This window comes from Paenibacillus nuruki (assembly GCF_001721045.1).
Lineage (GTDB): Bacteria > Bacillota > Bacilli > Paenibacillales > Paenibacillaceae > Saccharibacillus > Saccharibacillus nuruki.
The window spans coordinates 58,314-83,283 of record NZ_MDER01000064.1; the positions used below are offsets into that span (position 1 = coordinate 58,314).

Below are 24,970 nucleotides of genomic sequence, written 5' to 3' on the forward strand. Positions count from 1 at the left end.
TTGGTCTTATTCCTTATTATTAATAATTGTTTTCAAGTAAACTTTTGCATTAAAACTAAGTTTGTTGTTAAATAATAATAATATTTCATCGTAAGATAAATCTTGAGTTATTTTATTGAAGAAATTTTTATATAAACTATCTTTTTGACTACTATAAAAAACTTCTTCTGTAATACTAGTTAAATCCTCACCAAAACTTTCAATCCCCAATGGTCTAATTATAATTTTATTATCAATTTTTTCAAAAACTCTAACGTATTTTGCAGGTATTTCCTGTAAAATTATTGGAGAATGTGTAGAAATAATTGCATAAGAATCATACTCCTCTAATAATTCGTAAAGCATTTTTGTTAAACTCATTACTGCATCTGGATGTAAATATAGTTCAGGCTCATCATAAAGGATTAAAGAAGAATTTTTAATATTAGCCATAATATTAGTTATCATCACTAATATCATATTTTGTCCTGAGCTCAATTGTTTAAAAACTTCTTCCGGCACTCCAGTTATCAAGTACTCTAATGTCTCTAAAGGAATTATGGAAGAAAGGACTTTTTTCCATTTCATAAGTCTATCTTTCGTATTTAAACGATGTAGGGAATCATTTATTTTTACAGCCATTTGACTTTTGCTTATAATTCCATTATTAGACCTAATACCGTAGTACTTATAACTAAAATCCTCTGAAGAGTTAGGTTTATCAAATTCGTCAAAATAACTATAAGATATTGCAATTACTTGAGAAAATATCGGAGTTGATGGAATGAAAGTTTCCTCATTTATATCTACTCTACTTAAAGCGTCTGCTAATTGTATAAGCATCTTTGTCTTTCCAGTACCATTACTTCCAATCACTGCATTAATTCTGTAAGGCAAATATTTATGTTTGTTAAAGTCAAAATTTATTTTTAAATTGTTACCATAATGATAATAGTTAAAATCGAAGTAAGTGATATAGTTAGGCTTAATATTTTCCTTTTTATAGAAAATATATTGTGCAGTTTTTATCTCTTCATTATTTTCAATATTTTGAATTAAAAAATCTTTAATTTCTTTGTATGATTTTGCTTTTTCAAATAATTGTTTATCAAAAATAAGATCATTTAAATTTTTTAATAAATTAGGATATATCATATATCCTACATCTTCTAAATTCTTATAATAATCTAAATTCACTCCTACTGAAAAATAAGATTTATTTAGTTTTTCAAATGAAATAGGAAGGGAAAATTCTGAGGGACTAGCAATAGAAACTATTTTTATTTCTCCTAACGTTACTATATCGCTACGAGTAGATCTTAATTCTAATTTGAAGCATCTTTCATTTTTCTTTAATTTATTTCTTTTAATTTCATATAAAACTACTATATCGTTTGTTAAATATTGAGGAATATCTGTTATATTAGTATAAAAGTTCATTATTTCACCTCAAGTTTTTTATTATGTATATACATAGAAAAACAGATCACAATTTTTGTTTTATTTAATATATATTTTTTATTATTGAATTTATTAGTAGTTTAAACGAAAGTCTTTGGCTATATATCAGCTAGAGACTTTCTTTAAGTTTAATCATATACTTATTTCTAATATTGAAATAAGTATATGAAAATTTTCAATAATAATTAACAATCATAGGAAGGAATATTAAATCTTCTACATTCTCCAGGAGAACCACTTGTATCCATTCTTTGAATCACTTCAGTAAATCTATTTTCAGCATTAAACATAGTAATAATTTGGATAGCTGTCATACGGTCTACTCCCCCAGCTTCAAGCTCATATTCAATTTCATAAAAGCCTGTAAAATTATTTAACTCATTTTGATCTAAATGATAACGGTTTAGTATATTCGAAACATGCTCAATTTGTCTATTACTAATAACTTCTAAATTACCCAGTTGTGCATCAATTACATTTTCCATTCCATTTAAAAGCCCAAAAATAGTTGAATCATTTACGTTGCATGTATCTTCAGGTAATCTTTTTTGAATACGATAAATTTCACCTAAAATTTTTGCTAAAGCAAGTTTAATTGTTTGATCCATTTGCTTCACTCCTTAATTGAATATATAACTTCATAGTGATTAATATATACAAAAAAGTAAATATTTAACTTTTAATATTTTATACTTTTCACTATGGATACTCTTCTAGAAATTGTCCTTTCAACCCCGATACTACCCATCTCTTTTCTTCTACCGTTAAATAGAGAAATCATGATCAATATTAGAAAAAATGTATCTATAGTTTTTTTTGGCATAAATATTTAATTATAGTAGGCAAAAGTTAAAAGATAAAAGCAGCAGACTACCGGATTCGTATCGATGCCGGAGAGCTGCTGCCTTTTACATGTTATCTAGCTTTTATATTCTTCTACATACCAGTCAATCATCTTACGTGCAATACTGACTCTTGGTGGAATATTTGGGAGTTCATCCGCATGGAACCACTTAGCTTCGGCGATTTCTTCACCATCCACTTGAATCTCGCCGCTATCATATTCAGCGATAAAGCCGATCATGAGTGAATGTGGGAATGGCCACGGTTGACTGTCGTAATAGCGAATATTTTTGATCTTGATGCCGACCTCTTCCATCGTTTCCCGTTGTACACAGTCTTCTAGTGTCTCTCCAGGTTCTACAAAGCCTGCGATCAGACCATACATTTTATTTGGAAAATGACCTGCACGAGCGAGCAGAATCTGATCACCTTTTAAAATAACTGTAATCACAGCAGGTGACAGACGAGGATAATGAGACAATCCGCAATTTGGACAAACTTTGCTACGTTCATGATCTGCATGATTCAGCGGATTGCCACAGCGTCCGCAGAACTGGTTCGTTGCATCCCAAGACAGCATTTGCAGACCCCGTCCAGCCACATGGAACAAATCTTCATCAATGCGGTCATATAGAGCAAAAAGAGGTAGAAAAATCATACCTTCCGGTACGGTAATATCTTCTGCAACTTCAGCCGTATAACAGGAAGCTCCTTCGATCGAACCGAGATAAAGTGTGCGGTTAGACGTTAATCCATACTTGTCCAGACGATCTCCAACCGGAACGGCTAGTAGGTCGCCTGTTTCATGAACAAGTAGTTGATTCCCACGAAAGATAAACCAGTACCCTATCGAGTTTTCCTGCTCTGTAGGTCGAAGTGCAGGACTATATCGTTTATAAATGCTTTCAATGGTCGGTTGCATGGAATCAGAACCTTTCATGTGCGTACTTTTTACGTTATTTGTGATATGTTGTACATCATTAAGTTTACCCTAAGAACAGAATGGATCAAACGTCAATCTACAAATCTCTACATTATCTGGGAAAAGGATGTATCTATACATGAGCAAAATAAAATATACAGTTGCAATCTTTACCAGTGTAGCTTTACTATTATCAGCCTGTAATCAGGGATCGCTCATTCTATGTGTAACTCACTACAACCTAATAAAATCCCCTTTAGATTCAAAGGGGATACTTTTAAGTATTTGAGTTAACATCGGTATGTCTTACTCTCCTACAGTAATTAACACTTTACCGCGAACGGTTCCTACTTCTGCACGGTGATGCAGTTCTGGGAGGTCTTTAAGTTTTACTTTTTCAGCAATGACAGGTTTGAGTACACCTTCATCGACAAGCTTCGCAATATGAGCCAATTGTTCTCCGCTTTGTTGTACATTCATATGGACTACATTTACGTTTAACTCTTTAGCTACTTTTCCATCTGCCGGGCTTGTGATCGAGACGAGTGTTCCGCCTTCACGCAATAAGTGAAGCCAGTTGCTGACTTCATTAGAACCCTCTGGAGAAAGGTTGAAAATAAGATCCAGCTTGTCTTCGATCCGTTCTTCGACCATTTCTTGATTGTAGTCGATCAGTTCATCGATTCCAATTTCTTTGAGCATCGGGAAACTGGCTTCAGATGCGGTACCAATCACATGCGCACCTTTCCATTTGGCTAATTGTACCGCTAATGTACCCACGCCACCTGCGGCTCCAGCGATCAAGACACGTTGCCCACTTTCAAGCTGACCGTGATCGAATAATGCTTGCCATGCGGTTAACGCACCTACTGGCATTGCAGCAACTTCTGGAAGCTTGATCTTTTTCGGTGCTACAGCTACGTATTCCGCTTTGGTCGCCACATATTCGGCAGCTGCACCATTAGATAGAATATTCAGTAAAGCAAAAACAGATTCGCCTACTTTCAGATTCTTCACGCCTTTACCGATCTCAGTAATCGTACCGGATACTTCTACATTCGGAATATAAGGTAATTTATGAGGGAATGTTTCTTGCACGACACCCATTCGAATCAGATGATCCAATGGATTAAAAGCTGTCGCTGAAACTTTAATTAATACTTCATCCGCTTCAATCTTTGGCATTAGCACGTTCTCATAGTGCATTTTTTCACTATTACCGTAAGCATGAACTCTTATCGCGTGCATCATTTCTGGAGCTGGCATATTGAACACCTCTTTGGTTTTTTGAGTAGCACATTCCAATAAATAAGCGCTTACAAATATTTGCTCATTAGGTTTATCTTACGCTTAACTTTGATGTAATACAATGAACAATAAGATATACACGATGGATCTCCATTTGACGTATACTTGAAGTATGTATTTTAAAGGAGGTTATTTCATGGAACATATCGATTACATACAGGATCTAGTCTATCGAATGAGTGTAAAAACCGATGAACATGGCCAAGCTGTAAGAAGTTCGGGCGATAGTGTAGGGTGGAAAGCTCGCAAAGAAGCCCAGCAATTGAAAGAAGAACATTGGATTGATATTGTAGACACGGTATGGACACAGACAACCCATGTAGATGATCGCAAGCATCTCTTTTTTATATGGAGTCATCTTTCACGTCATACTCAAGGCACACGAGCGGTAGACAAAATGTTATTGTATTTCCAATCTATCCCTCCTCGTGAACAAATGATGCTTTTGCACACCTTTACCTATGTGCCCTTTGTTCCAGACGCTACGCCATTCTTATCTTTGTCTTATGCCAAAAAAGCTTCAGTACGTCATAATGCTATCGAAATATTAGGTCATTGTGATCGTGAAGTTGTCGGTGAACGCCTTATTGAACTATTATCGATATCCAAAAACCATCTTGATTTATTTTATATCCTTCTGGCTATTCAGGATGCAAACCTATATATTGCCGCTCCTTATCTGGTTCCTCATTTGCGTTCCAACAAAGTGGATATTCGTGCATTATGTATTCATATCTTATCTGCATTTGACGGTAAGCATTATCTATCTATTTTTGAACATCATTTAGCCAAAGACTTATCCTCTTCTGTCAAATGGAATGCTATGCAGGCTATTGCCAAACATGGTACTCCTTCTCAAGTCAAGCTAGTTCTTAAACGAGTTAAATCTATCGTTTCTAGACCTCGTGCAAGTAGACAACACCCTACAAGTGAGTTGATGTATGGTATATCTTTTCTCCATCGTGTGGCTAGCGACGATCCTGATGTTGTGAAATGGTTACAAGAAATCAGAACCACTAAGTATGATAATCTGTTTGACTATGAGCAAAAGTGGCTCAACGAATTATTGCTCGAGTAATATTGTAGTTACTTATTGGTTACTTATTAATATCCTTTTCTCAAGAAATCATGACTTCTTTACACATTACTTGAGAAAAGGATAACTTTTTTATATAGCCACTTCCCCGATCATTTGCCACTCCACTTTCTTCATTTCATAAAAGTATCCCTTTTTATCCATAAGTTCTGCATATGAACCGATTTCTACAATCTTTCCTTGATCCATCACTACAATCTGATCCATCTTTTCCAATCCCGTAAGACGATGCCCGATCAGAAGCAACGTGTCTTCAGCGCTGTGTGCCAAAATCTGTTGTAATACAGATTGTTCTGTCACGTAATCAAGTGATGATGTCGGTTCATCGAGAAGCCATAGCCTCCCTTTGCGCAACATTGCACGTGCTAGAGCCAGTCGCTGTTTCTCTCCATCTGATAAGTTTTCACCTTTTTCATAGACGATATCGTTTAATAAAATATGAGAGAGTTGCATCTGATGCAGTACATGTAATAAGTGCTCATCCGAATATTCTTTATTGTCTAATAATAGATTGTCACGAATGGTTCCTCTAAAAAAGTGCCCTTGTTGTAATACCACATTCGCGTTCTGCCAAATACTGTTCTCATCCAGTTCCTTCAGAGCTACACCATTTAATCGTATATCGCCAGCTGTAGGGGTACGAAGCTTGAGCAACAAGTCGATCAATGTGGATTTGCCTGATCCGCTTGGACCGACAATTGCTGTTTTGGAACCTGCATCTAAATGTAACGATACTTTTTGTAGTGCAGGTCTCCATTCGTCTTCATATTGAAAAGTCACCTGATTCAGATCAATCGAGATGGCTTGATCATCTGACTCTATTCTTAGCGATGGTGCAGGTAGAGATGCCGAACTGCCTACTGTTTCTTGTAGACGTTTTGCGGCATGTTCACTATCTTGCTTGTACGCTGGTAATGTAGCCATCGCCGCTGCTTCTTCGAAAACGGTAAGTGAAGCCATAATAAGCATTGCTAGAAATACGCCTGCAAGTGCTCCATCGATAATTAAAAAAGCCCCTAGTCCTAGCACTCCCCACGAAATAAGATACGTTACAAATGTATGCATCGCTTGTCCACGTAGAAGATTCTCGGCTGCTTTTTGTTGTTCTTCTGTTAACGTAGCAGAAGTTTGTTGAAGCTGTTGTTCACGCTGTATCAATTGTCCATAAATTTTCAAATCTCGAAAACCGTACAATACTTCGGTTACTTCTGTAGAAAATAAAGCTCGCTCTTCGCGAACACGTCCATTGATTTTGCGTTGTCCGAATAATACGATGGATGGTACCACCAAAGCTGTTAATAGCATTCCTACTACAAATAAACCAGCAATCCAAAATGAAAAAGTAGACGTAAATATCATCGTTGCCAAAAATACGAGCACGACAATAATAGGCGGATATGCTACACGCAAAAAGTAGTTTTGTAAGCTTTCTACATCGCCTACGATACGTGCCAGTAGATCACCGCTTCGATTTTTGTTTAATATGCCAGGCGTTATTGGAATAAGCTTTGCAAAGAAAGCAGTACGTAATCGGCTAAGCATAGAAAATGTAGCTCGATGTGAATACAATCGTTCTGCATAACGACTTCCTGCGCGAAGCAGACCTAACAGCTTAACCATAGATGTAATAATAATCAACGTATATAACGGTGGCGCAAATACAGTCTGCGAGATCATATATCCACTTGCCGAGAATAGAGCCACTCCGGCGATACCTGCAATAAATCCACCCAGTATAGAAAGGATAATATCTTTGCGTTCTTGCAACATCGCTTTGGACATGATAGCTAACTCATTCATGCTATACCTCCTTTTTGTTGAACATTCACCATTTCAGCGTATAAAGGTAGACGACCTATAAGTTCATCATGACGTCCCGTATCTACGACTGCACCATGGTCCATAAATACAATTTGATCCGCATCTTGAATCGTATATAATCGGTGAGCGACTGTAATCATAGTTGCCTTTTGAGACAATAGTGCAATCGAACGCTGAAGTACCTGCTCGGTATGCAGATCCAACCCTACCGTAGGTTCATCGAATAAAATAATAGTAGGTCGTTTGAGAAAAGCGCGGGCTAGCGCAAGTCGTTGCTTTTCTCCCCCTGAGAGTCCTCTACCGCCATCTCCAATCACAGTCTCCAACCCTTGTTGCAACTGATCAATAAGTACCGTCAGCCCTGCTTCTTCAGCCGCCTGTTCAATCTCAGCTGTTGAAACTTGTCTACCTGCACCGATCGAGATATTTTCAGCAATTGTCCCTGCAAAAATATAAGGATGCTGTGTTATATAGCTAACCTGTCTGAACCACGCCGATTGTTGAGATTCCGATAATACTTTTCGATTCACCAACACTTCTCCTGAAGTAGGCTTTAGCAAGCCGGCAATCAAATGTAGCAATGTTGTTTTACCTGATCCACTTTTGCCCACAATAGCAATATGTTCTCCAGCTTGAAAAGAAATGTTACCAGTCTGAAGTTCAAAAGAATCAGTACCATAATGAAAATGAACATCTTCCAGTTCAATGGATAAAGGTGTAGATTGATCTAAAGTGGTTGATGTATGTTGGGATTTCATAATCTGCTGATTAGAAGCACTTGTTGATTGCCCGATGTCTTCTAATTCACTTGTTATCTGTGATTCAGCAAGCATCTGATCGACTTTGCAGATAGCCCCCATACTTGTACGCCCACTATGAAAAGCAGTACCTGTATTTTTTAACAGACTATAGAACTCAGGAATCAATAGTAGAATAAGAAAAGCCGTGTGAAATGCCATGGATTTGAACACCAGCAATTGCAGAGCCAGTTCCAGCGCTACAATGCCTATACTTAACATCACAATCGATTCCAGCATAAAGGTATTGGTAAAAGCAATCTTCAAAATACTCATCGTCGCATCACGATACCCTAGACTGCTACGTTCAATTTCTTGTTGTTGATGGTTAGCCCGTCCAAATATTTTTAATGAAACAAGCCCTTGCAGCGAATCTAGAAAAGTACCTGAAAATTCAGCGAGTTGTGTATATTTTTCTTCGGACTTATTTTTCGTTTTGAGACCTACCAAAATCATAAATAAAGGAATAAATGGTGCAGTACACAATAGAATCCAACCTGTATTGGAATGGAGGTAAAATGTAACGATTAGAATCAGAATGGGAATCATAGCCGCTTCCATCATTCGCGGCATATATTGACTAAAATACTGATCGGCTTCATCTACAGCATCCAGAGCGATACTGACTTTTCCACCGGTCTGTCCACGAAGAGTGCTTGGCATCGAAGTATAGATCAGACTTTGTAAGACAGCAGATCGCATATTGGTTTTGGCACGGGCAGCCATATGTAAGCCTACTTTGCCATTGCTATAAAACAGTAATGTACGTATAACCATCACTGCGAGCAACAGACCGAGCAGTGTGATTACGGATGAGAAAGAAGCTTTTTCTACAAAAATTCGCTGTACCACTTCAGCAAGCAATACCGCTTGAGCGATCATCGTGATACCTAGTACCAACGAAATCATAGCAAGGAGAGTCCTATTTTTCCGTTGCAACGACATTTGTTCACTGATGAGACCGGATATTCTACTCATTGCATTATCCTCCTTTATCCATTAAGGCATACAAGGAATCCCCTCATATGCCATTATCCATTCACAAGTGTTATTTCTTTCCTTTTACATAATCTGCATCAAATAAGAACAGCTTAAATACCAGAATCAGTGAAGGAATCAACAGACATAGTCCTCCAATAAATACCACTACAAGTGCAAAGCCCATAGATGGCGAAGTGGCACTGCTCTGAATCGTAATGTATGGATCAAGAATATATGGATACTGCCCAATACCATAAGCGAAAAAGGCGCAGAAAAATTGCAACATGATACAAATAAACGCTAAGCCGTAACGACGTCCATTGTATAAAATCCACATGGCGATCATAAAGAAAGCAACAGATAACGCAAGTAACCACCATAGATCCATCATATTCTGAAAATGTCGTTCATTGTGTTGACCGAGATAAATAAATGCTGTTAAAGCTAGCACAATCGTAGGTGTACTCCAAAACAAAGCGTATCCTCGCATCAGCTTCAATGCGGACTCATCTTCTGCACGTGAAGCATAAAAGGTTAGAAATGTACCACTGATAAACAACACTGACACAATCGCAAGCCCTACAATACTCCAAGATAATGGATTCGTGAATAATGCCCAATAATCCAGAGAAACAACGTCTCCTTGCTTGAGGATAAATCCACCTTCAGCCAAAGTTAGTGCTACCGATAATGAAGCGGGAATCAGCAATCCTGTCGCACCATACAAAAAGAGATAAACGATGTTGTTTTTGGAACCATAATTTTCAAAAGCATAGAACGAGCCTCGAATAGCCAGAAGAACGATCGCAATACTTCCTGGAACCAGTAATGCTGACCCGTAATAATAAGCCGTATCTGGAAAAAATCCGACAATACCAATATAGAAAAAGACAAAAAATACATTGGTAATCTCCCAGACAGGTGATAAATAACGGGAGATCAAGCGGTTAATTAAATGATCTTGCTTGGTTAAGCGTGCATAAAAAGCGAAGAAACCTGCTCCAAAATCAATCGAAGCGACTATTAAATATCCGTACAAAAATAGCCATAGCACCGAGATCCCAATCAATTCATAACTCATGATAAAGGCCCACCTTTCTCGCTTGGTGGCTCAGGCTGTTCTTTCAGCCATTTCTCCATCTCAAGTTCAGCAGGATTATTATTGAACAATCGTCTTAATACAAGAACACATATTGTGCCAAGTACGATATAGAGAAGTAAAAATACAAAGAACAAAATGCGGACACTCGGTGAAGATGTCGCTGCTTCTTCGACTCGCATATATCCTCGAATAATCCAAGGCTGTCTGCCAAGCTCTGCGTAGAACCATCCCATTTCGACAGCTAGAAATGCTAGCGGTGCGCATAGTGCAATAATACGAAGCATCCACTTATTCAATTCATTGCGCTTTTTCCAGAATAACAATACGAAATAAAGACTGGAGATCATCAGCAACGTAAATCCGATCCCTGCCATCGAATCAAATAAATAATGTACCAAAAGAGGTGGACGTTCATCGATAGGGAATTCATTCAGTCCTGTAACTTCTGCATTAAAGTCGCCAAATGCTAAAAAGCTAAGAATTTTCGGTAAATGAAGTGCTCCTATAATCTCATGCTCTGCATTCAACCACCCCAACAGAACCAAGTCTGCTCCGCGTTCTGTTTCAAAATGCCATTCTGCTGCTGCTAATTTCTCAGGTTGATGCTCTGCCAAGAACTTAGCGGATACATCGCCTGCTAATGTATTCAACAGACTAAATAGTAAAACAACAGCCATCATCAGATTTAAGCCTTTTTTATGATAAGCAGATACGCCTTTTCTTAACATCGCAAAAGCAGCAATGCCTGCTAATAACGCAGCACCTGTTAGATAAGCCGAACTTAATACATGGAATACTTTAGAAAATGTCGCTGTATTGAGCATCGCTTGTACAGGATTGACAGCTATAAATTGCCCGGCTTCCATCACAAATCCACCCGGTGCATTCATAAATCCATTCACTGTTGTAATAAATACAGCAGACATGCCTGCTCCAGCTACAATCGGAATAGTCAGTAACCAATGAATATACGGATTTTTGAAGCGATCCCATGTGTACAAATAGATGCCTAAGAAAATAGCTTCAAAAAAGAATGCAAATACTTCCATAAATAAAGGTAATGCAATCACATTGCCGGCTAATTTCATAAAGTTAGGCCATACGAGCGCCAACTGTAGCGATATCGCTGTACCTGTGACCACACCCACTGCTACTGAAATCACAAATCCTCGTGACCATCTTTTTGCCATAAGTATGTAATGCTGATCTTTCTTACGGATACCCATCCATTCTGCTATTGCAATCATGAGCGGTATCCCTACACCTAGTGTTGCAAAAATAACGTGGAACCCGAGCGTTAACCCTGTTACAAGTCTGCTCCATAACACCGTATCGATTTCCATACCTGTATTGCCCCCTTTCAAAATAGATCAAGTGACTGCACGTCTTGATAGTTAAAATTATTGTATTCTAATTTTCGACCAATTCAATCACAGTCACATTTTTGTCCCTAATCGTTCCAAGAAGGAACATATCTTTCTGACAAGTTAGTGAAAAATAGCGAAAATACTCGAATGGGCTATTGTGTTATTTGGCTTATCCCTTTAATAACAAAAGATCGTATCCTGAAGACGCAAAAAAAGCCGCTAAGTTAGCGACTTTGCCTGATCAATATAATTTTCAACAGTCTTACATATGTTGTAGACCCCATTCTTGTAGTTGTAATAAAATCGGAGTCAACGTTTTTCCTTTGTCTGTTAGAAAGTATTCCACACGAGGAGGCATTTCAGCATAAGCGACTCGGTGTATCAATCCATCTGCTTCCAATTCACGCAATTGGCGTGTAAGTGTACGATGTGTCACGGTAGAAAGTGCTCTTTGAAGTTCATTGAATCGAATTTTATCGTTTTGCAGTAACTGATATACAATCAAAATCTTCCATTTCCCACCAATCGTATTGATTGCAAATTCTACAGGACATGATTTACAATTTTCCATTAATTTAATTTCCGTTACCTTCATTTCCATTGATTTACCTCCAACAGTATCCTTAAAGATACCTGATATCTTACATGTGCGTACTTACATAAAGTGTGTAACTTGATTATGATAAATATAACATTTCGTTCGATGTTGAACAAATGAACTGATGATAAGGAGCTGTTTTATATATGGAAACAATTTTGGTCTATGGAGCATCAGGTGTACAAGGTGGAGCTGTCGCTAGATTATTAACATCTAAAGGAATTACTGTTCGCACACTTACTCGCCAAGAAAAAAATGTAGCGACTTTGAAGGAACAAGGAATAGAAGCATTTGTTGGAGATTTGTCTGTATTGGAGACTTTACATGAAGCAAATAGCAATGTAGATAAAATATTTTTAAATATGCCGATTGAGTACGATACAGAACTAATGAAGCAACAGATTACCAATGCAGTACAAGCGGCTCAGCAAGCTAATGTACAACTAATCGTTGTGAATTCGAATGGATTTTTGCCAGAACAGCATACAGCCACTGCAACGTTAGAAGTTAAGCGCGAAATGATTCAATACGTACAGCAAAGCGGTATTCCGACTATTTTGGTAAAACCTACTTTGTATATGGAAAACTTTTTAATTCCAGGACTCATCAATCAAGGCATGCTTTTCTATCCTGTCCCTGCGGACAAGCCTATTCCGTGGATCAGTTCTGAAGACGCCGCTCAATATCATTATTATGCATTAAATCATCCTGAATTAGCAGGTCATACTCTTTTAGCTCCTGGGCCAGAAGCATTGACAGGTGAAGAACTGGGGCATAAGTTTGCACAAGCTTTGGGAAAAGATATCACTTTCCAGTCTCTAAATTATGATGACTTTCAAGCTTCGCTCACCCCTGTAATGGGTGCTCAACAAGCTACAGGTATTGCTAATTTTTATCGTTGGATTGGAGAAAATGTAGATTCTTTGAACTACTATAATGTGGAGGATCGTGTCATCGTACCTGATCTTCAACTGACTTCACTCAAAGATTGGTTGCAACAACCGCATATACAATCTATTCTTCAGGCTTAAACAAGCTACCCTTAGAATAACGGATTATAATCACAATGTCTTTTAATATTATTCAAAAGGCACAACAAAAAGGGATGAACGACGTGTTATCGTCGTTCATCCCTTTTCTATTGCATATTTTTATACTATAAAGGTAGTCTAGCAGACATTAAGATTTGGTGATATTGGATGTTCCTGTTTTGATCGCTTTGATATCATATTTGGCATTTGTCGAATCAACAACATACTCGGGCTTAGGTTGACCTGCTTTTTGGCGATGTCCTTGTACATGATCATCACTTTTCTCCCAGTTCTTCCATGCTTCTTCAGACTCCCAACGGAATAAAAGAACCACTTCTTCTTCCCCTTTACGAGTCTGCTTCACCATAATATTCAAATCAACAAATCCAGGCTGTTCTTCCAAAATATCGGCTTGGTTAAAACGTTCTACGACTTGATGAGAGTTACCTTCTGTGACTGTAATACTACGCATAATTGCAAACATTGTTAAACCTCCTTCAAAGCATTTGTTCTTTTATTATAAATGATAATCATTATCATTGTCAAAACAACTATATTCACCTGACAATTTGGTGCATAAAATGACAGGATTAGCTTGAACTTTTGACTTATAATAAACACCAAGGAGTGAATAACTACTATGAACTGGATCGAATCTTTACAACATGCGATTAATTATATGGAAGAACATTTGTTAGAACCGATTACGATTCAGCACATTGCAGATCAAGCTCATCTATCGCCTTTTTATTTTCAGCGTAATTTTGCGTTGTTAACCGATGTGACCGTAGCCGAATACTTGAGACGAAGAAGATTAACTCTAGCCGCTCATGAACTGGTACATAGCGATCACAAAATTATTGATCTGGCACATAAGTATGGCTACGATACACCTGAATCTTTTTCCAAAGCGTTCCGTAGACAACATGGGATTGCCCCTAGTGAAACCCGCAAGCACAGTACTTCGCTTAAGTCCTACAATCGCTTGGTGATTCAAGTGAATCTGAAAGGAGTCGAACCGATGAATTACAAAATTATAGATCACCCGGGATTTTCATTAGTAGGTATCAAGCAAACATTCTCTTATGAAGATGGAGAAAATCTACGTGAAATTCCAAAAATGTGGCAAAAAGCGTATCATGATGGTATTGAAGATCAGTTATTTGAACTCAACAATGGAGCGATCTCAGGAATACTTGGTGTCTGTGTTGATCAAAGTGAACTTCAAGATAAACAAATGGAATACTGGATTGCTACTGCTTACAATGGAGATACTCCAGAAGGATTATCCCACTTACAGATTCCTGCTTCCAAATGGAGCGTATTTGAAGTGGAAGGTCCGATGCCAGCAAGTATGCAAAATCTCTGGAAACAGATTATTTCAGAATGGTTTCCTTCTAATCCTTATGAACATGCATACTTGCCTGAACTGGAAGTATACGGTGGTCCTAACGTTGCTCCGCAGATCTGGATTCCAATTAAAAACTAGCAGGTAATGGCTGAGTATATTCCAATATATTTATCTTTTATTCAACTGGTCGTTGCAAGCCCCTTTTACTGATTCATAGTATGAATGATTTATACAAAAAGAATTGCAAATCATTATAAAAAAGCTGTAGATCGCTCGTATTCCAACGATCTACAGCTTTTTGCTTTGGTATTTTTATGATAGTACAGATCTATTTAGAACATTGAGGTAATTTCACCTGTATTTTTATTTACATAATACCAGCCATATGTAGATGTATGACCTTCTCCTGTAGCTTCATCATCGACCACATCTTCATACACATGGACAACATACATATCATCTTCCTCATGATCTACATCTGTCAACAGATATGAAGAACCATTTAACTTATATTTATCTTTGACCAGTTGAATCGCTTGTGCTCTGCTGACTGCTGATGTACCTGTTGCCGTATTGGAATTTGAATTAGGTGTGGTTGGCACTGTAGGTACACTTGGAGTCGGTATCGTCGGAGTAGTCGTCGAATTAGAAGATGACGATGAACCTGTACTATTTGCCTGATTGCTTCCAATATACAAATTATTATTGGACAAACGAATATCTTTGCTCATTGCATTACTCATCGTTCTTGCCGGTACATACGTAGTTCCTTTATAAATAATGACATTAGCATCTGACTTTTTAACTTGATCGATGTATAACCCTACTTGCTTAAAAGCCACTTGAATACTGGTTGTATTAGCTGCCATCGCTACACCTGTACCTGTCAATAATGAACCGATCGTTATACCTAATACTAATCCTTTAACTTTGTCTTTCATGCCTGCTCACTCCTTTATAGGTAAATGTATTAATATTCGCTAGCGTACAAAATCTCTCCGGTGCGGGATAGATCATATCCACCGATCGCTTGTAATTCACGTTTGAAATCATCGGATGACAATATTCTTTTTAATGTAGCGATCCACTCTGCATTTTCTACTTTATTTAAAATAACCAGATCATATCGTTCTACTGTCAATGGAATAAATTCCACTCCGACCAGTGCAGCGGCTTTCTCACTTCCTACCCCTACATCTGCTTGACCGCTTGCTACTTTACCTGCCACAGCAATATGAGAAGATTCTTCCTGCGTATATCCTTGTAATTGAGAAGTACGAATCCCATTCAATCGTAATTGTTCATCCAATAATACACGCGCTCCTGCTCCACGTTCTCGATTCACAATCGTTATTCCATTTTGAGCCAAATCTTGCCATGAACGAATATCTTTTGGATTTCCTCTAGCCACATACAATCCTGCACGCCTTGAAGCTAGATTAATCACTGTACATGGATGCGAGACAAGCATTTTACGAATATACGGTAAATTATAATCTCCTGTATCCCCATCAAATAAATGAGTACTGACAATATCTGAATTTCCCATATACATCGATACTAGACTATCCATACTTCCGGCAAAAGAGCGAAGCGGACGATAACGATTGTCCTCTTTTTCCATATAACGAGCTAGAATATCCAGACTGGTATCTTGCCCTGTAATCACGATCGTTTTGCCAGTCGTCGGTGGAGTGATCGGTTCTTGAGTAATCGGGTTCATCGTGCCTGTATTTCGCAAAATTTCTTCTGGACGTGCATAAGCTGCATGCACAAATTCAGGTGTCACTGTAGCGTCTGGATCAGGCGTATGATCTTGATAATCAATATGTGGAATATTCCCGATGCCAGGCTGAAGCGGAGACACTTCTGACGGCTCCGAGGACGAAGTAGGCAATATGCTATTTAGTGGGGTTGCTGTCATATGAAGCTGTCCCGCATTTTCTCGATTTTCACGAATCATTCCATTTTTCGCTTTTTGTTTATACGTTTCTAGATCATAATGATCCACTCGCATTTGTTTCCCTACACGATAAGCGGGTAGATCGCCTTTTTTGATCAGATCGTAAACGGTTAATTTAGAGACTTTAAGTAATTTGGCAATTTCTTCGGTTGTGTATGACACCTGCTCATTCATAGGTGGTTCCTCCCTAACAAGATACATTTATCTTAACGTGGATGATATGAGTTTTCAATTTAAACAATCGCACTATATCCAATTCAATATGATGTTTAATTATAACTAGATATAATTAGAATGATTTAGTATGATCTAATATATATTATTCAGTATAATACATAGTTGTATTATAACTTTAAGGAGGAATATGTGTTGAAATCTATACTTTCTTTATTTTCACATCGAAATCATACTTCTACTTCCCGGATGGGTCTACCTGCGCTTCTGTTAGGTCTGATCTTAATACTTAGTGCTTGTTCGTCCACGACAACTACATCCAGTACAGATAGCGCTAACGGTTCTACACCTTCTTCTGAGACTAATGCTACAGCTACCAGTGAATCTCCTGTACAACTCACTATTTCAGCTGCTGCAAGCTTAACGGATAGTCTACAGGAAATCCAAACGTTATACCAACAGCAACATCCTAATGTTAACCTTACATTCAACTTTGCGGCTTCAGGTACATTACAGAAACAGATTGAACAAGGCGCTCCTGCGGATCTATTCTTCTCAGCAGGTAGTAAACAAATGGATGCTCTACTCAGTGCTAATCTTATTGATAAAACGCATGAGAAAGACGTGCTCGCTAATGATCTTGTACTTATTGTACCCAAAGATAGCGCATTAACATTATCTTCATTGCAAGATTTGACTCGTGACAATATCAAAAAATTAGCTGTCGGTACACCTGAATCGGTTCCTGCGGGTATGTATGCCAAACAAACGTTAGAGTCGTCAGGGCTATGGGACAAGTTACAATCCAAAATCGTGCTGACTAAAGATGTCAAACAAGTATTGTCTTATGTAGAAACAGGTAATGCTGAAGCAGGATTTGTCTACAAAACGGATGCCATGGATTCAGATAAAGTACAGGTGGCTTTGAAAACTACTGCTGATAGTCATGATCCAATTCTATATCCAGCAGGAATCGTATCTGATACTACTCATCCTGAAGAAGCTGCTGCTTTCTATGACTATCTACAGACCGATGAAGCACAAGCCATTTTTGTCAAACACGGTTTTATGAAGGCTTCTGCGAGTTCATGAATTCGTTAAACTGGTCATGGGACGTTATCGGTTCGCCTATTCTGTTGTCTTTGCAAATTGCTTGTGTAGCAGGTTCTCTTGCTTTTTTACTGAGTATTGTGATGGCCATGTGGATGAATCGGCATACCTTTCTAGGGAAATCAATCGTTGAAACGATATTTATGTTACCCCTGGTTCTGCCTCCTTCGGTTGTCGGTCTTTTGCTACTGACTATACTGGGTCGGCGTAGTTGGATTGGTCAGGCGGCTGAATGGCTTACTCATCAGCCGCTTGTGTTCAGCGCAACTGGAGCGATTATTGCTGCAACTGTCGTTTCTTTTCCACTGGCTTATCAGACACTCAAAACAGGATTCGCTCTGGTAGATAAAGATGTACTGGAATCTGCACGCTCTCAAGGTGCCAGTGAATTACAATTACTCTGGTATATGATCTTACCGCTTGCATGGCGTTCACTGGTAACTGGATTTGTGCTTGCTTTTGCTAGAGCCTTAGGAGAATTTGGGGCTACTTTAATGGTAGCTGGTAATATTCCAGGCAAAACACAGACATTACCAACTGCGATTTACTTTGCTGTCGATGCTAACAATATGCCACTGGCTTGGAGTTTAACCATCATTACGATTCTGATTTCATTTATTCTATTATTAGTCACTGGACGCATTCGTGGTTCTGCCTGATCGGTAGCTGCGGATGCTTTTTTTATTTGTAAAACTTAGATAGCTTTATCTAGTATATTCCTTATATAATTAGAAATAGATTGACCAAAAAGAAGATCGATTGGGGACGACTTCATTCCATCTCTTTCTATTAAATACAAAAAAAAGAGGTACCGCTATGCTCAAACTTCAGCAGTTATCAGATATATTAGAATTACAGGCACTTTGTGAAAAAGAAGATCATATTATGCTCAAATTAAACTGGGACATGCTCAAAAATCGTGCGCCTGGCAGTGTAGAAGATTTTTTCCATTACGAAGGTAAATTACTGATCGGTTTTCTAGGTATCTACCGAATGGGACAAAATATTGAAGTATGCGGCATGACACATCCTCTTTATCGTCGACGGGGTGTATTCACAAAATTGTGGGAACAAGCAGTCAGTCGTGGTCAATTGGTCGATGCCAATCAAGTGTTATTAAATGTGCCTCGTGATTCGGTTGCAGGTCAAGCATGGGTACATACAAGACCTGTTGTGCTGCAAAGTATTGAATATACGCTCAAGCTTGATAAAGAACATAACTCGTTACGTATAGACGAACCTGAATCTGCGGTATTACGCCCATTTAACGATAGCGATATTCCGTTGTGGATACGACTGGATGCAGATGCATTTGCAATTAGTGAAGCTTCTACAACAGCTACACTAGCCAATGCCAATCGTTCCAAAACACGCAAAATGCTAGTGATTGAACATGCTGGTATCGCGGTCGGTAAAATAGAAGTGGATTATGAGGGAGAACACAGTTGGATCTATGGATTCGTCATCGATCCTGCATTACGTGGACACGGGATTGGACGTAGTGCTTTGCGTCAGGTGGCTCTTGCTGAAAGTCAGGCAGGTCATAGTGTCTGGCTCAATGTGGTATCTGATAATGATCGCGCACTCTATCTGTATGAATCGTGTGGCTTCCAGCATCAAGATATTCAAGACTATTACTTGTATTCTCCACCTATGCCTGAAATTTAAATCATTTATACAAACACAGAAAAAGCGTTTATACCAAGCACGGAGGTCCGGTCCATGCATGGATAAACGCTTTTTCTTAGAGAATCATCTATGTTATCGAATCATGTGACTGGGACGAAAAGATAGATGATCTCTATTCCCTGTAACAGGAAAGCCGTATGTTCGTTGGTCTTACTTATATTGTGAAAAGAATCCGGGTCAAAAAGATGGGGGGATTTTGACCCGTTTCTTGGTCCACCTACATGAGGCTCCACGAAGGAGCTAAGGATGTCACACCAGCGTTCTGTCTGCAATGTTCACAGACTTGAGTTCCGCCTGGTACGACATGTTGAAGCAAATGAAGATAATCGATCGATGCAGCTACTTTTTCCGGTGAAGGATAATGACGCTGTACCTTGCCTTCCATAATCGAAAAGATATCAATTCGTTCAGGAAGCCTACCAAAAGCAGACTGGCAAAACACGGAAGATAGATGAATAAAAGCTTCTGCTGTGTAAGGATCATCATCAACTATAAACTTCTGAACAATCAGGCTCTTGTGTCCGGCTACATCATCCGGTTGCGCTGTTTGTTCAGATACTTGCCATGCCACTTGAAAAATAACAGACAAGTCAGTTTGCAGTTCTGGAACCAAAGTCTGATGCTGTTCATATAACATCATAGGATAAGGTGCATATTCGTTGGCTGCAAGAAGCTTACGAATATTTGCCGTAACCAAATCTTTGACCTGCCAGTACTGCTGTTCATGATCGAAGTAAGAGATACGCTTGGGCCAACGGAAATCAACCAGCTGGCCAATATCTGTAATCCCTCTAAGCTCTGGCGACATACTGTAATAACGATTAATCGCATGTCCTATCGCAAATTGTACACGTTGCTTCCAATGAATCTGCGAAGCTTGCTTACGTGACGTTTGGCGTGTAGGTAGTGACTGATCATTTGTACGATAGGTCATCCGTAGCCATTCTTCCAGCTTGTAATCCTGCAAAACAGGTGAAGCCTGATCCGTAGAATAATTCATATATGCTTAACACCTGCTTTCCAGTCATACGAAGTCTTTAATTACATCTACTCTAATGTGATCGTGTGATCAAGTAAGCTCAAATTACACTACGCTTACTGCTACGCCCGCAAATTTTTTGCCGAATTCACGACAAGTTTCCTTCTCGTCGGATGAAGGATTCAATTCGATCTTCAGCCCTTCTAACACGATATCTGCGCCACGCTCTTGTAACTTGTTCGTAAGAATATCGACAGCTGCTGCAAATTGTTCGTAACAAGTGTCTCCACTTCCAAATACAGCTGCTTTTTTACCAGTAAGGTCTAGCTGATCCATATCTTCGTAAAAGTCGAGGAATTCATCTGGCAATTCGCCATCTCCCCAAGTATAGGCGCCAAGGAGTACTGCGTCATATTCCAAAAGAGTATCCGCATCACAGTCCATTGCTTGCTTGAGTTCAACCTCTCCACCTATGGATTGTATTCCTTCGGCAATCAAATCTGCAATTTCTTCTGTATTCCCAGTCATGCTGGCGAACACCACTAATATTTTAGACATTGTAATCCTCCCGCATATGTGTTTTCCATGGATTGATCATACTTGATAATGATTCTCATTGTCAACAACGAATTTTAAATTTTTAGTTTATTTCTTTTAACGTGTGTTTGATATCGATTATATTTTCACCTTAGTTTCTTTTACACAAATAAAAAAGCCGCTTATTAAGCGACTTCTTTAGTACATACATTTGAATTAGCATTTTTGTAGATTCGAAAATGCTATTTTACATATTGTGCTTTAATACTGTATGGTTGCTGGCGTAACTCCTTTTGGATACTCTTCTTCCCATACTGCTTGGTCTGTATAAGCTTTATACCACATATCTGCAATAACATCTGGATCATTCACTGTGCCATTACCTGATTCTTTGATAAATAAACCTAACGATCGATGACCTACAAAAATGCCTTTAGGTGACAATTCAGTATGCAGATTAGTGATATAATTTCGCAAACCTGCCATAATAATACCGACATTTCCCATCATAGGCACAGGGTATAATGCTGATAATCCTGTAGTAAAAAGTAAAGCTCCTTCTTTGCGTGCAAGCATATCTTGTACTACTGTATTCACCACATGAATAGCACTGAAAATATATCCTTCATATAAGTCTTTGATATTCTCTGCTGTTAATTCCAATACAGAAGTAGGTGGATACTTTCCAGCAGTAGGACTAAATTCCAACACATCAATCGAACCGTATTTGTTTTTAATGTTAGCAAGTGCCTCTGTCATTTGGTCTGCTTGATATACATCTGCTATAAAATAAGAAGCTTCTATATGATTTTCTTTTAATACCTTTATCATTTCTTGCAACTTGATAGCATTGCGCGAGACCAAAGCTATTTGAAATCCTGCCTTACCAAATCGTTTGGCTAATGACAATCCCAAACCTTTTCCTGCTCCAATAATAACTAATGTTTTCATTGTCATTCTCCTCTATCCATCCATATATTGTATTCATGTAATGGTTTTTATTGTAGAATTTAACCTTAATGGATTCAATGGTGGATATTCATCAATTTAACATTTAATAAGCAAATATATTAAATTTGCTTATTATCTTGAAGAAAGGAATTTAGAATGAACAAACCTAAAATTGATTTACGTATTGTTAAAACAAGAAAAGCGATCAAAGATTCTTTTCTGACTTTAATTCAAACTAAAGGATATGATCGTATCACAATACAAGATATTGCAGATCAAGCGATTATTAATCGAAACACTTTTTATTTGCACTATATAGATAAACCTGATTTGATGGAGAAATTATGTATAGAACATATCGATCTATTGAATATTTGCTTACCTGAGTATACTGAGGATGTTCAAAATGAAGATCCTTCATTTATGGTGATTGCGTTAAAAAGTCTATTTCTTATCCTAGAAGAACATGTCGTTTTCTTTAGAACGATGTTAACTCATGAGATTGAGCCTAGCTTTTCTAGTTATCTTAAAGACCATTTCAAACAAATTATTCTCTCTGGTCTTGATACTCCTCCCGATAATCTCAAGATACAGATTAGCCTTGAATATATGGTTTCAGGCTTAGTCGGTGCGATCTCTTTATGGATCAAAGAACCAGAACATTATTCTATAGATGAATGGATTGAGCAACTGAGTAACATTCATTTTAATAATATTTTGGATCTTATACGTAGCATCAACGGTCATAGTGTTCAATAAAAAGGAAAAAGAATCGTTTATATAACGATTTTTCTTTTTTTGCTTATTAAATCAAATATAGCTTCCTTTCATCTATTGTTATACAATGAAATGCGGTAAACTGATAAAGATGGCTTTTTAGGCTACTCTGTATATAGATGATTGTACTCTACAATATCTATCGAGAAATAAAATATAAGGATGGATTATTACATGTATATTGCTGATCAATGGAAAGATTATGAATTAATTGATACGGGCGCAGGTGAGCGTCTGGAGCGTTGGGGAGAAATCTTATTACGTCGTCCAGATCCACAGATTATCTGGCCTCTTCAATCCGCAGATAGAGACCCACGCTGGAATCAAGTACACGGTCATTATCACCGTAGTGCTTCAGGTGGTGGTGAATGGGAATGGAAACGCAAAATTCCAGAACGCTGGAATATTCGTTATGGCGATTTGAATTTCCATATCAAACCTACTAATTTCAAACATACCGGTCTATTCCCTGAACAAGCAGCGAACTGGAGCTGGATGATGGACAAAATCAAAAATGCTGGTCGTCCGATCACCGTTTTGAACTTATTTGCGTACACAGGTGGAGCAACAACAGCTGCTTCTTACGCTGGCGCTGATGTGGTACACGTTGATGCGGCAAAAGGAATGGTACAGTGGGCTAAAGACAATCATCAATTATCGGGTATTGGCGATCGTCCGGTACGCTTTATTACAGATGATGTGTTCAAATTTGTTCAACGTGAGCAACGTCGTGGTAACAAATACGATGCGATCATTATGGACCCTCCTTCGTATGGACGCGGACCCGGTGGCGAAATGTGGAAACTTGAATCCAGTCTGTACCCTTTCTTAGAGTCTTGCTTGTCGATTATGTCCGATAACCCATTATTTATGCTGATCAACTCGTATACAACAGGGATTGCACCGACAGTATTGTCTAATATTTTGAATATGACGATGCAACAACGTTACGGTGGTACCCTTTCTTCTGGCGAAATTGGTCTACCTATCACGAACTCGGGTCTGAATCTGCCATGCGGTATTCTTGGACGCTGGGAAAGCTGAGGCATAACAATGGAACCACATTCAAATACTAAAGGTAGAGCACCGATTCCTGTGTTATATGAAGACAACCATATTATTGGAGTTGTTAAGCCTGTTAACATCCCTTCGCAAGAAGATCCAACAGGCGATCCAGATATGTTAACTTTGATCAAAGAAGACCTGAAAGAACGTTACAGTAAAACAGGCAATGTGTATCTAGGATTGATCCACCGCTTGGATCGTCCGGTTGGCGGAGCGATGGTATTTGCCAAAACATCCAAAGCGGCTTCTCGCTTGTCTGAATCTGTACGTAGCCGCACCATGGTGAAACGCTATGTCGCTGTTGTACGCGGTATTCCTACTGTTACTAAAGCAACACTTAAAGACGTACTTCTTAAAAATGCACGCACCAATACAGGTGCCGTAGTTCCTCCAGGTACTACGGGTGGTAAAGAAGCAGTACTCGATTACGAAGTACTGGCTCAAAATGAGGATTTGAATCTTGCGTTGGTGTTGATCCATTTGCACACTGGACGTTCTCATCAGATTCGGATTCAAATGTCTCATGCGGGCTATCCTTTATTTGGAGATCAAAAGTATGGTGCTGAAGTGAACCGTCGTGGTGAGCAATTAGCCTTATGGTCTGTATTGACGGCTATTCCTCATCCTGTCGGCGGTCGCATGATCTCTATGATCTCGCTTCCTCCACAGACCAAGCCGTGGATCGAATGGTCGAGTGATATCTATGAGCAATTGAAGGAACGGTTAGAGCTTGAATTGGAGCAAACGAAGTTAAAGTAAGTGGTATAAGAGCAAGATCATGTATGAAATATTTACTTGTATTTTATAAATAAGATACAAAAAAGCTTTTCCGTTCCTTGATTATAAGGTAATGGAAAAGCTTTTTTCATTGATATTAGAAAACGAATTTAGAAGAGAATTAGCTTAAGGATTTGTGCTGGTGGTTTAGTGTAAAATCCGCTTCGAAAATAGATATTCTTCTCGTCGCTGTTAAGAACGGATATTCACTGCTTATAGCAGTAAATATCCGTTCTTAAAGGCGAGCGCTTCGCTCTTTCAGAATCATCTATTCTCTCCGCTTGGTGTGTG

The 24,970-nt window shown here is 38.4% G+C and carries 24 protein-coding genes; 9 read left to right on the top strand and 15 right to left on the bottom strand.

What is annotated here, in order from left to right; all coding sequences use genetic code 11:
- Window positions 1–6: 6 nt before the first annotated feature.
- The 4 genes from PTI45_RS16835 to PTI45_RS16850 all read right to left on the bottom strand — a co-directional run bounded on the left by PTI45_RS16835 (window position 7) and on the right by PTI45_RS16850 (window position 4,471).
- Entirely contained in the window at window positions 7–1,419 is a 1,413-nt protein-coding gene (locus PTI45_RS16835; RefSeq protein ID WP_069328768.1) for an AAA family ATPase, read from the bottom strand.
- 206 nt (window positions 1,420–1,625) lie between these two features.
- Window positions 1,626–2,048 carry a hypothetical protein gene (locus PTI45_RS16840; RefSeq protein ID WP_069328769.1) on the bottom strand — a complete coding sequence of 141 codons (423 nt, stop codon included), beginning with the start codon at window positions 2,046–2,048 and terminating at the stop codon, window positions 1,626–1,628.
- Window positions 2,049–2,359: 311 nt separating this feature from the next.
- A complete protein-coding gene (nudC, locus tag PTI45_RS16845) occupies window positions 2,360–3,223 on the bottom strand; it encodes an NAD(+) diphosphatase (RefSeq protein ID WP_083243587.1) in 864 nt (287 codons plus the stop codon).
- Window positions 3,224–3,511: 288 nt separating this feature from the next.
- Window positions 3,512–4,471, bottom strand: a complete 960-nt coding sequence (locus PTI45_RS16850; protein WP_083243588.1) for an NADP-dependent oxidoreductase — start codon at window positions 4,469–4,471, stop codon at window positions 3,512–3,514.
- Between the two features lie 178 nt (window positions 4,472–4,649).
- On the opposite strand from PTI45_RS16850, the gene PTI45_RS16855 reads away from it, so the two are divergent.
- Window positions 4,650–5,591 (top strand): HEAT repeat domain-containing protein, encoded by a 942-nt coding sequence (locus PTI45_RS16855; protein ID WP_069328770.1) that lies wholly within the window; start codon window positions 4,650–4,652, stop codon window positions 5,589–5,591.
- A 90-nt stretch (window positions 5,592–5,681) separates the two neighbouring features.
- Here PTI45_RS16855 and cydC read toward each other — a convergent pair whose 3' ends face one another.
- The 5 genes from cydC to PTI45_RS16880 form a co-directional block, all read right to left on the bottom strand.
- Complete coding sequence (gene cydC, locus PTI45_RS16860) at window positions 5,682–7,409, bottom strand: thiol reductant ABC exporter subunit CydC (RefSeq protein WP_069328771.1); 1,728 nt, start codon at window positions 7,407–7,409, stop codon at window positions 5,682–5,684.
- On the bottom strand, window positions 7,406–9,205 hold the full coding sequence (cydD, locus tag PTI45_RS16865; protein ID WP_069328772.1) for a thiol reductant ABC exporter subunit CydD: 1,800 nt from the start codon (window positions 9,203–9,205) through the stop codon (window positions 7,406–7,408). The genes cydC and cydD overlap by 4 nt, the downstream gene beginning before the upstream one ends.
- 70 nt (window positions 9,206–9,275) lie before the next feature.
- Window positions 9,276–10,289, bottom strand: a complete 1,014-nt coding sequence (locus tag PTI45_RS16870; protein WP_175425208.1) for a cytochrome d ubiquinol oxidase subunit II — start codon at window positions 10,287–10,289, stop codon at window positions 9,276–9,278.
- Window positions 10,286–11,653, bottom strand: a complete 1,368-nt coding sequence (locus tag PTI45_RS16875; protein WP_069328774.1) for a cytochrome ubiquinol oxidase subunit I — start codon at window positions 11,651–11,653, stop codon at window positions 10,286–10,288. The genes PTI45_RS16870 and PTI45_RS16875 overlap by 4 nt, the downstream gene beginning before the upstream one ends.
- Window positions 11,654–11,939: 286 nt before the next feature.
- Window positions 11,940–12,278, bottom strand: coding sequence for a winged helix-turn-helix transcriptional regulator (locus PTI45_RS16880; protein WP_241669234.1), 339 nt, complete (start codon window positions 12,276–12,278; stop codon window positions 11,940–11,942).
- A gap of 143 nt (window positions 12,279–12,421) precedes the next feature.
- On the opposite strand from PTI45_RS16880, the gene PTI45_RS16885 reads away from it, so the two are divergent.
- Entirely contained in the window at window positions 12,422–13,306 is an 885-nt protein-coding gene (locus PTI45_RS16885) for an SDR family oxidoreductase (RefSeq protein WP_069328775.1), read from the top strand.
- Window positions 13,307–13,454: 148 nt separating this feature from the next.
- Here PTI45_RS16885 and PTI45_RS16890 read toward each other — a convergent pair whose 3' ends face one another.
- Window positions 13,455–13,790: an antibiotic biosynthesis monooxygenase family protein gene (locus tag PTI45_RS16890; protein WP_069328776.1), complete on the bottom strand. Its 336-nt coding sequence runs from the start codon at window positions 13,788–13,790 to the stop codon at window positions 13,455–13,457.
- A gap of 156 nt (window positions 13,791–13,946) precedes the next feature.
- Here PTI45_RS16890 and PTI45_RS16895 point away from each other — a divergent pair, with 156 nt between their 5' ends.
- Complete coding sequence (locus tag PTI45_RS16895; protein ID WP_069328777.1) at window positions 13,947–14,795, top strand: AraC family transcriptional regulator; 849 nt, start codon at window positions 13,947–13,949, stop codon at window positions 14,793–14,795.
- A 194-nt stretch (window positions 14,796–14,989) separates the two neighbouring features.
- On the opposite strand, the gene PTI45_RS16900 is transcribed toward PTI45_RS16895, so the two are convergent.
- Window positions 14,990–15,598: a hypothetical protein gene (locus tag PTI45_RS16900; protein ID WP_069328778.1), complete on the bottom strand. Its 609-nt coding sequence runs from the start codon at window positions 15,596–15,598 to the stop codon at window positions 14,990–14,992.
- Window positions 15,599–15,627: 29 nt separating this feature from the next.
- On the bottom strand, window positions 15,628–16,794 hold the full coding sequence (locus PTI45_RS16905) for a substrate-binding domain-containing protein (protein ID WP_069328779.1): 1,167 nt from the start codon (window positions 16,792–16,794) through the stop codon (window positions 15,628–15,630).
- 249 nt (window positions 16,795–17,043) lie between these two features.
- Here PTI45_RS16905 and modA point away from each other — a divergent pair, with 249 nt between their 5' ends.
- From modA to PTI45_RS16920, 3 genes are all read left to right on the top strand, one after another.
- Window positions 17,044–17,886: a molybdate ABC transporter substrate-binding protein gene (gene modA, locus PTI45_RS16910; RefSeq protein WP_069328796.1), complete on the top strand. Its 843-nt coding sequence runs from the start codon at window positions 17,044–17,046 to the stop codon at window positions 17,884–17,886.
- Window positions 17,883–18,563 carry a molybdate ABC transporter permease subunit gene (gene modB, locus PTI45_RS16915; RefSeq protein WP_069328780.1) on the top strand — a complete coding sequence of 227 codons (681 nt, stop codon included), beginning with the start codon at window positions 17,883–17,885 and terminating at the stop codon, window positions 18,561–18,563. Before modA ends, modB begins: the two co-directional genes overlap by 4 nt.
- 157 nt (window positions 18,564–18,720) lie before the next feature.
- Window positions 18,721–19,572 (top strand): GNAT family N-acetyltransferase, encoded by an 852-nt coding sequence (locus tag PTI45_RS16920; RefSeq protein ID WP_069328781.1) that lies wholly within the window; start codon window positions 18,721–18,723, stop codon window positions 19,570–19,572.
- A gap of 238 nt (window positions 19,573–19,810) precedes the next feature.
- On the opposite strand, the gene PTI45_RS16925 is transcribed toward PTI45_RS16920, so the two are convergent.
- From PTI45_RS16925 to PTI45_RS16935, 3 genes are all read right to left on the bottom strand, one after another.
- Window positions 19,811–20,593 carry a hypothetical protein gene (locus PTI45_RS16925; RefSeq protein ID WP_069328782.1) on the bottom strand — a complete coding sequence of 261 codons (783 nt, stop codon included), beginning with the start codon at window positions 20,591–20,593 and terminating at the stop codon, window positions 19,811–19,813.
- A gap of 84 nt (window positions 20,594–20,677) precedes the next feature.
- Window positions 20,678–21,130, bottom strand: a complete 453-nt coding sequence (locus PTI45_RS16930; protein WP_069328783.1) for a flavodoxin — start codon at window positions 21,128–21,130, stop codon at window positions 20,678–20,680.
- A 240-nt stretch (window positions 21,131–21,370) separates the two neighbouring features.
- On the bottom strand, window positions 21,371–22,060 hold the full coding sequence (locus tag PTI45_RS16935; protein ID WP_069328784.1) for an SDR family NAD(P)-dependent oxidoreductase: 690 nt from the start codon (window positions 22,058–22,060) through the stop codon (window positions 21,371–21,373).
- 156 nt (window positions 22,061–22,216) lie between these two features.
- Between PTI45_RS16935 and PTI45_RS16940 the strand changes: the two genes are divergently transcribed.
- From PTI45_RS16940 to PTI45_RS16950, 3 genes are all read left to right on the top strand, one after another.
- The gene (locus tag PTI45_RS16940; protein WP_069328785.1) at window positions 22,217–22,819 is read left to right on the top strand and encodes a TetR/AcrR family transcriptional regulator; all 603 of its coding nucleotides are present in this window, start codon (window positions 22,217–22,219) and stop codon (window positions 22,817–22,819) included.
- A 192-nt stretch (window positions 22,820–23,011) separates the two neighbouring features.
- Complete coding sequence (locus PTI45_RS16945; protein ID WP_069328786.1) at window positions 23,012–23,881, top strand: class I SAM-dependent methyltransferase; 870 nt, start codon at window positions 23,012–23,014, stop codon at window positions 23,879–23,881.
- A 9-nt stretch (window positions 23,882–23,890) separates the two neighbouring features.
- Window positions 23,891–24,661, top strand: coding sequence for an RluA family pseudouridine synthase (locus tag PTI45_RS16950; protein ID WP_069328787.1), 771 nt, complete (start codon window positions 23,891–23,893; stop codon window positions 24,659–24,661).
- Window positions 24,662–24,970: the final 309 nt, after the last annotated feature.